The organism is Pontiella sp., from assembly GCF_041622395.1.
In the GTDB taxonomy this organism is placed as follows: domain Bacteria; phylum Verrucomicrobiota; class Kiritimatiellia; order Kiritimatiellales; family Pontiellaceae; genus Pontiella.
The window spans coordinates 1-10,375 of record NZ_JBFJYW010000122.1; the positions used below are offsets into that span (position 1 = coordinate 1).

Consider the following 10,375-nt stretch of genomic DNA (forward strand, 5'->3'; position numbering starts at 1 on the left):
CGGTAGTGTTTTGAGTTTGAAAGACGGTCGGGGAATCCGCCTTAACATTGCCATGACAAGGAGGATCTGATTCTGATACAAGAGCACCATGCACCGATTCCCGAGTATCCTGATCGCGATCCTGACCCTGGCCATAAGCCAACCCGGCACAACATGGGCCGCCACCAACGAGCTTCATTACCGCGATTACACCACGGTTCAACTTAAAACCCGCCTAGCCGAAATCGATGCGGAGCTCGCCGGGCTCGCCCGCTTTACGCCACGCACCGGCACCGGCACGATCGGATGGATTTCTACGAGGGCGGGAAGCCGCGACCGTCGGGAATGGGTGGAAATCGCGCTGCCCGAAAATACGCCCATTGACCAAATCGTTTTGGTTCCGTTGCTCTGGAACGATGCGCAAAAAGGGCTTCAGGCAGACGGATTCCCCGAGGTTTTCGACGTGATCATCGGAAATAAAGACCGATCCGAAATCGAGGTGATTGCCCGGTTTGGCCCCGAAGACCGTCTCCTGCCGCGCACGGCCCCCTTGGTGATTCCCATTCCCAAGAAAACCGCATCATGGATGCGCATCAAAGCCACCCGACTCATGCCAGATGCCCGGGAGGGAAACTATATATTCTGTCTTTCGGAGATTATGGTATTCAACGGCGATCGCAACGTCGCGCTGGCTCAACCGGTACAAGTCTCATCCGAAGTCGGGGGCTGGGGCGTCGAGGCGATCAATAAGGACGCCCTGACCGACGGATTCACTCCATTCCTGATGGATGCATCCAGCGGAACCGACAGCAATCCGCATCTGGCCTTTTTCCCGGAGAACCATACGTATTCGTTCACGCTTGATCTTGGAAGCACCAACTCCGTGGATGAAATCCGTATCCACAGTGCGGATATGAGCGAATATGTTCCGCAGCTTGGCAACAGTGATTTCGGGGTTCCCTACCACCTCGTTATTGAAGGTGCCAACCGGCCCGACTTTTCCGATGCCGTCGCGTTGCTGGATTATCGGCGCGAATCCATCTATGAATCCGGAGCCATCCTGATCCGCCATGTACCCGAAACCCGTTGTCGCCATATCCGCCTTTCCATTCCCGAACCCTACCAAACGCCCTATATGCCTGCGGGGAGAAGAAGAAACTTTGGCCTGGCCGAACTGGAAATCATTTCCAATGGACGCAACGTAGCACAAGGAACACCGCCGGTTTTCTCCCGTCAAAAGGCTCTCCTCCAGCAACGCAACTCCATCACGGACGGGAGTAATCACTATGGAGAGATTCTTCCCATCCGCAAATGGATAGAGCAGCTGGCGCGCCGTCATGACCTGGAACGGGAGCGCCCCTTGCTCGCGGCAGAACTGGAGAAGCGCTATGACCGCCAGCAGAGCACGATCCGCCGCATGATCGGGCTGGCCATACTGCTTGCCGTCGGAATCGTCATCAGCCTACTGATCGGATGGATCGTCCGGATGCGTGCCGTGCTTAACATACGCGAGCGCATTGCCGCCAATCTACACGACGAACTCGGGGCCAACCTGCATGCCATCGGACTGCTGGGCGACATGGCAAAAAACAAAGTGGATGCGCGCGACACCCTGCTGGAGATTCTCGATCGGATCCGTCAGCTCACCGAACGCAGCGGCAAAGCCGCGCGTCATTGCGCCAACCTGCTTGAAGCCAAAGAGCTGTGCGCCGACCTGACAGAAGAAATGAAGCACTCCTCCGATCGTCTGCTTGCCGATGCCGAACACAACCTCACTTTTGAGGGCGTAGAATTTATTCACCGGCTCACGCCGCGCAAACGCATTGACCTCTTTCTTTTCTACAAGGAATGCCTGACCAATATTGTCCGCCATTCGCACGCCACGTGCGTCACCACTCGGCTGACCGGTTCCCCGAAAGAAATCCACCTTATCATTACGGACAACGGGCAAGGCTTACGCGATATCCCCCGCTCCCTCAAACGGCGGGCTCACCTGCTGCGCGCAAAGCTGGGCATTGAAAATCCGCCTACGGGAGGCACCTGCATTGCCCTGAAACTCAAAACAAAGATATGTGGATTCAAACCACTAAGACTCAAAGAAAGCAAAGGCTCCTGAGGAATTGCTTAGTGATGCTTTGCGTCCTTCGTGCCTTTGTGGTTACAACTCCTGATCGATATGACCATGAAACAACAAATCAAAATTATGCTGGTCGAAGACAACCCTGAATTCCGGGACGTCGTCGCCTTCACGCTTAGCGATGAACCGGACATCGAGCTCCAAAGCCAGTTCGGCACCGCCGACTTCGCCCTGCGCAGCCTGCAGGATCAATCGACCAGAAAAGTCCCCGACCTGATCCTGCTCGACCTCAACCTGCCCGGGACCCCCGGTCTGGAGGCGATTCCCTGGTTTAAGGAGGCGGTTCCGGATGCGGAAATCATTGTTCTGACCCAGTCCGACCGCGAAGAGGATGTGCTGAGGGCGATCCATTCCGGAGCATCCGGCTACCTCCTCAAAGAATCGACCTTGAATCAAATTACCGACGGAATACGAACCGTCATGAACGGTGGAGCCTCACTCGACCCCTCCATGGCGAAATACCTCATAAACCACCACAAAGAGCATCCGGAGCAACAAGCGGAGCAAAAGCGGCTCTCCCCCCGGGAACGGGAAATCCTGCACTGCATTGCGGATGGAAAGCTGCAGAAAGAAATCGCCGCCGAACTAAACATCAGCCCCAAAACGGTCGATACCCACATCCGCCACATTTACGAAAAGCTCAACGTCAAGAACGCCCCCGCCGCGGTCGCCGAAGCCTATAAAACCGGCCTCTTCCCGAATAGCCGGAATTAACATCTCTTAGTCACGATAAGCCTTCAGCTCGGCCGCCATGCGCTCGGCCACTTCCGGATACTGAAGAATCACATTCCGGGTCTGATTGACGTCGGCTTCGAGGTCGTAGAGCTGGGCGCGCGGCGCACCCTTTTTGATTTTTCCGTTTGCGATATCGCTGTTCGCGTTTCCGACGAACGAAACCGCCGCCGGCCCGGCAAAGCCATGCTGCCCCGGTTTGGAGCCGGTAAATCCGCCGCTTCCTTTTGCCGGAATATACATCCATTTTCCTTTGCGAATGGAAATGTGGCTGGCTTGACGCGGCGAAAGAATCAAATGGTCGCGCAACGGCGCGGCCGGTTCGCCCACCAACGCCGGCAGCACGTTTACGCTGTCCGCCAGCCGATCTTTTTCCAGTGAAGTTCCGGTCAACGCGTCAAACGTCGCCAGCATATCCACGTTGCAGATCAATTGATCGGAGGTCGTTCCCGCTTCGATGTTCCCCGGCCAGCGGACGATGAACGGCACGCGCTGCCCGCCTTCCCAGATCCCGAATTTGAAGCCGAGCAGATCGCCGTTTTGCCGATGCCCGTCTTTGAAGGCATCCTGCGCAACCTCGTGGAACATCCCGCCGTTGTCGCTGGTAAAGATCACCAGCGTGTTGTCGGCCACGCCCTGCTCCTCCAGCGTCTTCATCACCTCGCCGACGATCCAGTCGAGCTCGTGGATAAAGTCGCCGTACAGCCCGCATTGGCTCGTGCCCTGAAAGCGCGGCGCGGGGGTGATTGGATGATGGATGTTCGTGGTTGCCAGATAGAGGAAGAAGGGGTTGTCCTTGCGTTCGCGAATCCATTGGGTAGCCCGCTCCGCGAGGGTGGTTCCCAGCTCGAAGTCGTTGTAGAGCTTGTGCGCTTCCACCGCACCGCCAAACCAGTTTGGAACCCGGTTGCCGTGCGCTTTGGTCAGCGGGGTAATGGGGGTGGCTTGATTCCGTTCGTTCTTTTCCAAATAGACAATCGGATCTTCCGGAATCGCCCCGACCACGTGGTCGTTCTCCACAAAGACATACGGCGGGGCGCTGTTCACCACGGGCACGCCGAAGTAATAATCGAACCCGAGATCATTCGGTCCGGGCCGCAGCGGTTTCGAATAATCGGCGGCATCGGTTCCGAAACCGAGGTGCCACTTGCCGAAACAGGCGGTCTGATAGCCCTTGTTTTTCAGCAGCGACGCAATCGTCAGCTGGTCGGTATCGATCAGCAGCTTGCTGGTTGGCGCACACGGCCCCCAGAGTCCGGCCCGCATCGGATACTCGCCGGTCAGCAGCCCATAGCGCGAGGGCGTGCAGACCGCCGAAGCCGAGTGCGCGTCCGTAAAGCGACGGCCCTCTTTCGCGAGTTTATCGATGTTCGGCGTCTGCACCTTGGTGGCGCCATTGCACCCCACGTCGCCGTAACCGAGATCGTCGGCAAAAATCAGAACGATGTTGGGAAGCGACTCCGCAACCGCGGACCCCGCACCCAACAAAACCAATCCCATCATGAGTTTTAAATTCATAAATCCTCCTTACGATTTACGTTTTCAGCTTAAAAAGTCCTGCTACGGCTCCCGTTTCAAATCGCGGCGGAGTACGATCGTTCTCCCCGGCTTCAGATTCGCCAAGGAAGACGCCGCCCACTGACCGGAAACCAGCTCTTTGGCACCGACAAACGCAGCGGGAAGTTCCACTCGGAACGTTTCGGTTTCGTCGCAGTTCATCGCGATGAAATAGGGACCGTATTCCATTTGGTAGAGCTGGCCTTTTCCGGCCTGGAGATGTTCGTCGCCGATCTCATAGGAGTCGACTCCGGTCACCTCGGCAATCGGGAACTCAACGCCGGTCATGGCTTGGTAGATGCCTTGGTTGGTGTACCATTTTTCTGCCCGACCGCGACTGAACAGCAGGTTGGTGCGCTCGGGATAGGTGAACACGTTTCCGCTGTCTTTGAAGCGGGTCTTGATGTTCACGATGGAATCCCGCTCCAGCTGCGGCGTCATATAGTGAACGCGCGCCAGATTGTTGATGCATCGGCGGGAGCGCCAGTAGAGCGAGGCATAAAAGATGTTGCCGCCGTCCTTGAAGGCCAGCACGCCGTCTCCCGGATCGGAAAAGACAAAGTCGGGCTGCCCCTCGCTCATCGGAAGGCGGTGCGGCAGCTGCGGCAACTTCGTATTTTTTTCATACGTTTCCGGTACGCTCAGCAGGTAGGTCTTGTAATTAATGCGGGAATCTTCCATCCGTTCCTTGAGCGCGGCAAAATACTGCCGATCTTCCAGCATCTGCTGCCCATAGCCCAGCAGCACGGGATCGCCCGTCGCCACCGCCACGTCAAAGGGGCCACTGTCGCGGCCGTTATACTGGTCGTAGATCACGTCGCCGGGATATTTCCAGTCGCGCCAGCCAATAAGGGTTTCCAAATTCATGCTGCGGTATCCCTCTTTGTCCACCAACGGATAGCGGAAGGGGGCGCGGGCGCGAATCATCTTAATCAGCTGGGCTTTAATACGCGGATCGCCCTCTTGGTCGGGCGCGGGCTTGGTGGCCTCGTAAATCCCCAGCCCGGACTCCGAAATGATTTCGCCGTAGCCCCCCACATACCCGAACTCTCTCGTCAACCCCTGCTCGGTGAGCAGCATGTGGTTTTTGCCCTTGCTCCAGTCGGGATGGCCGTTTTCATCCCAGCTGCCGCTGAAGGGCTCCAAGCCCACGGCTTCGTACAGCATCCGGCGGGCGTTCTCTTCCGGCCACGCCTTCGAAGGTTCAATCCGACGAAGAGCCAGATTGCAATAATAGGTGTTCAGATCCTTAATCATGCACTGGTTGGAAAGAGATCGGCGGGCCTCGCCGGCCACGGAGCTGTTGTGATTTCGCGACGCCACCATCAGGTCGGCCCAGAGCGTTCGCCGCACCGTCTGCGTTTCCGGAACCTTTTCGTTCAGCCACGGAGTTAGATCGTCAGCCGTCAGGCGGATCGCATCGCCGATCGGACCGAGGAAAAACCAACGCTTCCCCGTAACTTTTCCCGTTTTTTGATAGTCCAACCCGTGGATATCAATCGCGTCGACGATCCGCTCCAGGGCTTTCGGGTTTTTATAGGCGGCATTCCACGGCGTCGTATAGGCGCGAGCCAGATACTGAATATTCAACTCGTGTTTTTTCCCCGAGCGCGCCATTTCCCGCTCCGACAATTCATTCAGCTCGGTCTTCAGCCGATCAATCAGCTCACTGCCCGACGCCGGACGCAGCGGAAGGTGCGCCGGCGGTGCCCCCTGCACTTCTGTTTCCGGCGGCTCGAAACAGGGGTTGGTATGAACGTAGGCGCGGTAGATCCCGCGCGACGGCTCGGTCATCGACTTCTGATAGTCCTCGATCTTCGATGCATAACCATTGATGCCGCCTTGGCCTTCAATCGTGATCTCGACCTCGCTCTTGCCTTGGGTCATGTGAATCGGCAGCGGCCGGGTCGTGTATAAAAAACGGCCGGGATAACGCACCTTGCCCGCTTGCATGATGTCCAGCATATCGATCATGCCGAGATGGCGGGTGCCGAGTTGCTTTCCCTCAATGTAGAGACACAAACGCGCTTCGTGCTGCTGCTCGCCACAGGTGTCGTTTCCCCAGAACTTGACCGTGAAATAGTTGGGCTTCGCGGGATCAACCTTCATGTTGAACGTCAATTTTCCGCCGCGCCAGTTCGCCTCTTTTTCCGGCAACAGCCGCCGCGCGTTCAGGTTCAGCGCGCCGTCGAAAACCTCGCTCAAGACCGGCTGAATCCGATGGGCCTGCTCCGAGGCCGCATCGCCGAACTCAATGGCGTCCACCAGTCCCTCCGCTGAAAGAACCGCCGATACGGCGAATAATGCCCCCCAAAAGATGCCGCATTTCAACGGTTTCATCAGCCCATCGTTCCTGTTCATCTTATATCACCTCAAATACCGCGGGACGGCCTTTTGGGGCCGGAGAGATCCCGGTCTCTTTTATTCGGTTTCTCGTCCCACATGCGTGGCCATTAGCCGTCCGTCTCAATGCAATAGCGTTCGGTTAGATATTGGACCATCTGAGACAACTCCGCATTGCCGAGCGGCCGCTCATAAAGCAGGAAGCGGGCGATCTCGCCATGGAACGATTCCTTGCCCGGGTGGTTGACCGCGTCGCGTTCCTGGCCGATGGCCATCCGGGAAGGATTCGCCTCCGGGTTGACCGGCACCGGTTTCCGGTCGACCGGCGTCGCGGAGTTGATGAACAGCTCCAAGTCGACCACTTCCTGGCCCGCCCCCATGCGGCCCACGACCAAATAGTATCGATGCTCCGCCAAAGGCGCCGGACTGATGACCTGCGGGTTCTTCTCGCTCCACAGCGGTTGCCGCCCTTTGACGGTTGCCGGCCAGCAGCGCGAGCCCATCCAAACGCGGTTGTCGTCCGCGAGACATCCCCAGAACCCCTCATAGTTCGCCGCGTTCTTCAGGTTCCCGAAAAAGGAATTCACATCCTTCTTGCCGACGCGTTGCCGGTAAACCGACATCACCGAAAACCAGGTATAGCCGTTTCCCGTCAGCATCGGGTCGAAGGCATCCTCGTCCATGTTCAGCAACTCCTGCTCTTCGAAAACCAGCGTGTTGTTGCCGCCGATCTCGGCCACCTTGGTCTTCAAGGTCGGGCGGCCGGATCCGGCCACCGGGCGTCCTTCATCCCGTTTCACAAACAGATCGGCGGCGTTCCCTTCCACCTGGTTGCGCCATGCCTTGACCCGGTTGCCATCCTCCGTTTCAACCCCCGCGTTGGCGTCCAGATCCAAAAACAGCCCGTCAGTGACAGGCACCCCGCTCGCTTGCGACGCGTCGACCCCGCCCGTCCAGAGAACCGCGCCCTCGATCAGCTTTTCGAAATCGGGATTGCCGTAGATCTCCTTGGTGTGCCCCAACGAGGTGAAGAAGGCGCGGCCGCCATCGTATTCCCGACACCAGACAAAGGGATGGTCGCCGCCCATCTTCTGGTTGGCCTGGCCGCCGTAGGAGCTTTCGTCGAGTGCGATCAGCACCTTGACCTGCCCGCGCGGATTGGAAGAAAAAACATGCCACTCATCGGTAACGAACCATTCTTCAGGCAGGTGCCGGGTGGCGGGATGGGTGCGGTCCTCCACGACCAGCCGCGCCCGTTGCACCTCGGGATGCCGGACCTGTCTTGCGCCGATCAACCCTTCGTACCACGTTTGGAAAGCACCGCCCTCCTTCCAGAGCGCCCCGGCCGTGTGCACCCCGAGAAAGCCGCCGCCGTTCCGGACATAATTCTGCAGTGCCGCCTGTTCCGCCGGCTTCATCACCGGCCCCTTGTTGCCGCAGTTGTTGTTGAACACCACCACATCGAAGCTCGTCAAGTCCAGCTCGGTCAGGCTCGATGAGTCCCGGGACGAAACCACCTCCCAGCCGTTCTTTTCTCCCAACCGCTCAAGCAAGGCCTTCGCTTCCGGCATGGACGCATGCTCATACCCGTTGTTCGCCTGAAAACCGAGCACGCGCAGCGGCGGTTCCGCGGCATACAGGCGACCGACGCCACCGCTTGCCAAAACGAAAACCGCAAATCCCGCAGCTAAACTCGTCGGTCGGAACATGCTCATTCCGCCGCCACCTGAAAATCGAGCCGCTGCCCGGCCTTCAGCACCAGCGGACTTTTCAGCAGAAGGGTCACATCGGCGCCCTTCGAATCAAACCGCGCGGCAACCGGTTTTCCGGCGAGCGTCGCTTGCGCCGACTTGGCCCGTTTGCCTTCGGGAAGCGACAGCACCACTTCGGTCAGGCGGAGTTGCCCGGCCTTCAGGTCGATGGATGCCGCGAGGGTGTTCGCGTCCAGCGTCTGCGAGAACAAGCCATAGCCCTCGGCGGCGGTAAAGAAGCTGGCGTGGTTTTCCGGCTGCCAGCGCGGGCGGAAGCCGATGCGGCCGGCCGGACCGTCGTAGACAAAGCCCTGCAACACCAGCAGCGCCGACCACGAGCTCAGCGAACGGCCATAGAATTTCCCGCACTCGTCGTCGCCGAACGGGTTGCCCGAATAGCCCCAGGCGGCCACGTCCAGATCCGTAACCCCTTCGGTGCGCAGACGCCCGTCGTAGCGGTCGTAGATCGTCTTGATCGCCATCAGCCCCTCGTTCTGCAGGCCGTTCTGGATCATCGTCGCCGCCGCCGCGTATTCGAAGCCGGTCATCACCTCGTCGCCGTATTTCATGCCGGGGATCGGCTGCGGGTTCTTCGGCCAGGTAATCATCTTCATGCCGCCATCGTCGGTTTCGAAATACTGGCGCGGCTTGAGCGACTGTCCGTGGAAGTCGGTGTAGAAATTATAGTTCAGCAACGCCTCCATCGCGGAGCGGGAACGATCCTGCGGGAAGGAGAGCTCGATGCCGACCTGCCCGGCCCACCAGTCGCCGAGCAGCTGGTCGATGTGGCATCCGTCCAGATAGTCCTGCTCGCGTTTCACGCCGACTTCCTGGATGTAGTATTCGCCGTTCCACAGCCGTTCGTTCTGCATCTTCTGGCCAGACGCCCGGATTTTCCGATACTCGGCCGCGGTTTGCGGATCGCCGGCGATGTCGGCGATGCGGGCGGCGGCTTCGAGCGCGGAGAGGTACAAGCTGCCGATCCACGAGGAGCAGCCCCACATTTTGCCATCGAGGGTATTGTGCTGGCGGTTCTGCAAATAGCCGTCATGGTTGGGGTCCCACTCCTCCATGCCGAATTCCATCGCCTTCTTCACGCCCGGCCATTTTTCCTTCACCCACGCATCGTCCGTACTGCAGAGATGCTCGCGGTAGGTGTTGAGGATGGTGCCGAAAAACCCATCGGCCGCGGCTTCGCCCCCGCCATGGCGGTTGGGGAACAGACCGGTCGGCTTCTGCTGGGCAAAATCCTGGTGGCGCATAAGGCGGCCGAGTTCCGGGAAAAGGCGCGCGTGGCCTTGCGCGTATTGCCAAACATGCGTGCAGTTGCCGCCGCAGCTGCCGGCGTTCGAGCGGCATCCTTCCCATGCGCCGAAATAGTCGTCGGCGGCCCACCAGCAGGTCTGGCTGCGCAGCACCGCCAGCGGCGAGCTCATGCGGTCGAGCAGCCATCGCGGCAGGTTCGAAGCGTAGAGCGTGTCGTGATACAGGTGGGTACGGGCCGTCAGCTCGTCGAGGTTTTCCGTCAGATAGTCGGCGACGCCCATCGCATCCGCCCACCAGGTCGTGTACTTCTGGCCGCTGTGCGACCACGGGCCGCTCGCCGGCTCCCCTTCCATCGCTTTCGAGCGTTTGCCGGAGCCATGCTTGGTGCTTTTGAAATACCAGGTCAGCGCATAGGTCACGGACTTGGTTTCGCCGGGCGCCAGCTCCAGCGGAACCGACAACGCGCCGTTCACCGATTGCCCCGCCGGGGAAACCTTCGACTTCGAAGGTCCTTTGAGCGCCCCCGATGCGGTCACGTCGCCATAGAGCGATTTCGGCGAATCCCACTCGGCGGAAGCGGACGCGCCGGGGGCCAGCGTCAGCAGCACCA

At 59.1% G+C, this 10,375-nt stretch carries 6 protein-coding genes; 2 read left to right on the forward strand and 4 right to left on the reverse strand.

All coding sequences use genetic code 11. The features are described from left to right. The first annotated feature begins 88 nt into the window (after positions 1 to 88). Positions 89 to 2,095: a sensor histidine kinase gene (locus ABYO54_RS08620; protein ID WP_372807845.1), complete on the forward strand. Its 2,007-nt coding sequence runs from the start codon at positions 89 to 91 to the stop codon at positions 2,093 to 2,095. Positions 2,096 to 2,161: 66 nt separating this feature from the next. Next, the gene (locus ABYO54_RS08625) at positions 2,162 to 2,830 is read left to right on the forward strand and encodes a LuxR C-terminal-related transcriptional regulator (RefSeq protein ID WP_372807846.1); all 669 of its coding nucleotides are present in this window, start codon (positions 2,162 to 2,164) and stop codon (positions 2,828 to 2,830) included. 6 nt (positions 2,831 to 2,836) lie between these two features. On the opposite strand, the gene ABYO54_RS08630 is transcribed toward ABYO54_RS08625, so the two are convergent. From ABYO54_RS08630 to ABYO54_RS08645, 4 genes are all read right to left on the reverse strand, one after another. Beyond that, positions 2,837 to 4,366, reverse strand: coding sequence for an arylsulfatase (locus ABYO54_RS08630; RefSeq protein ID WP_372807847.1), 1,530 nt, complete (start codon positions 4,364 to 4,366; stop codon positions 2,837 to 2,839). Between the two features lie 42 nt (positions 4,367 to 4,408). Then, positions 4,409 to 6,745 carry a hypothetical protein gene (locus ABYO54_RS08635; protein WP_372807848.1) on the reverse strand — a complete coding sequence of 779 codons (2,337 nt, stop codon included), beginning with the start codon at positions 6,743 to 6,745 and terminating at the stop codon, positions 4,409 to 4,411. Between the two features lie 113 nt (positions 6,746 to 6,858). Then, positions 6,859 to 8,463, reverse strand: coding sequence for a ThuA domain-containing protein (locus ABYO54_RS08640; protein WP_372807849.1), 1,605 nt, complete (start codon positions 8,461 to 8,463; stop codon positions 6,859 to 6,861). Further along, the coding region (locus tag ABYO54_RS08645; RefSeq protein ID WP_372807850.1) for a GH116 family glycosyl hydrolase at positions 8,460 to 10,375 on the reverse strand (1,916 nt) is incomplete at its 5' end. The genes ABYO54_RS08640 and ABYO54_RS08645, both read right to left, overlap by 4 nt.